The sequence below is a fragment of the Mycobacterium sp. 1245805.9 genome (genome assembly GCF_001672915.1).
GTDB lineage: Bacteria > Actinomycetota > Actinomycetes > Mycobacteriales > Mycobacteriaceae > Mycobacterium.
Genome location: NZ_LZKR01000037.1, coordinates 1 through 639 on the forward strand (window position 1 = coordinate 1; position 639 = coordinate 639).

The 639-nt window shown below is 72.3% G+C and carries 1 protein-coding gene; it reads right to left on the reverse strand.

The genetic code is table 11. The annotated features are described in order from the left end of the window. Positions 1-639 (reverse strand): VWA domain-containing protein (locus tag A9X00_RS06230; protein WP_156771950.1); only part of this gene is annotated, 639 nt, incomplete at both ends.

Sequence of the window (639 nt, forward strand, 5' to 3'; positions counted from 1 at the left end):
GTGGCGCCCTCGTACTCGACGGTGCCGTACGGCGTGCCGAAGGAGATCGTCGAGATCTGCACCTCCTCGGCCTTGGCCAGCCGCGCCGCGGTGAAGGCGCCGTCGTGCGGGTCGCTGGGGTCGGTCGGCTTGTTCTCGCCACCGTCGGACAGCAGCACGATGCGCGCCGGCGGTGGCGTGTCCCCGCCGGTGATGGCCGCGGCCCCGACCGCGTGCAGCGCGGTGAAGATCGCCTCGCCGGTCGCCGTCCCGTCGGCGAACTCGAGCTTCTTCAGCGCCTCGAGGGTCGCCTCGTGCTGCGGGGTCGGCGGCACCAGCAGGTAGGGCGTGCCGGCGAAGCCGACCAGTCCCAGGTTGATGCCCGGCGTCAGCTGACTGGCGAACTGGCTGGCCGCCTGCTCGGCCGCCTTGAGCCGGTTGGGTTCGACGTCGGTCGCGCGCATCGAGTTCGACATGTCGATGATCAGCACGACGCAGGCGCGGTTGCGCGGGATGCGCATGTCGTGCGTGGGGGTCGCCAGGGCGACGGTCAACAGGAACAGCGACAGCAGCGCAACCGCGATCGGCACGTGCCGCCACCACGACTGCGGCACCTGCGCCTCGGTGAAGCGGCGCAGCCGCTGCCGGCGCCGGGCCTGC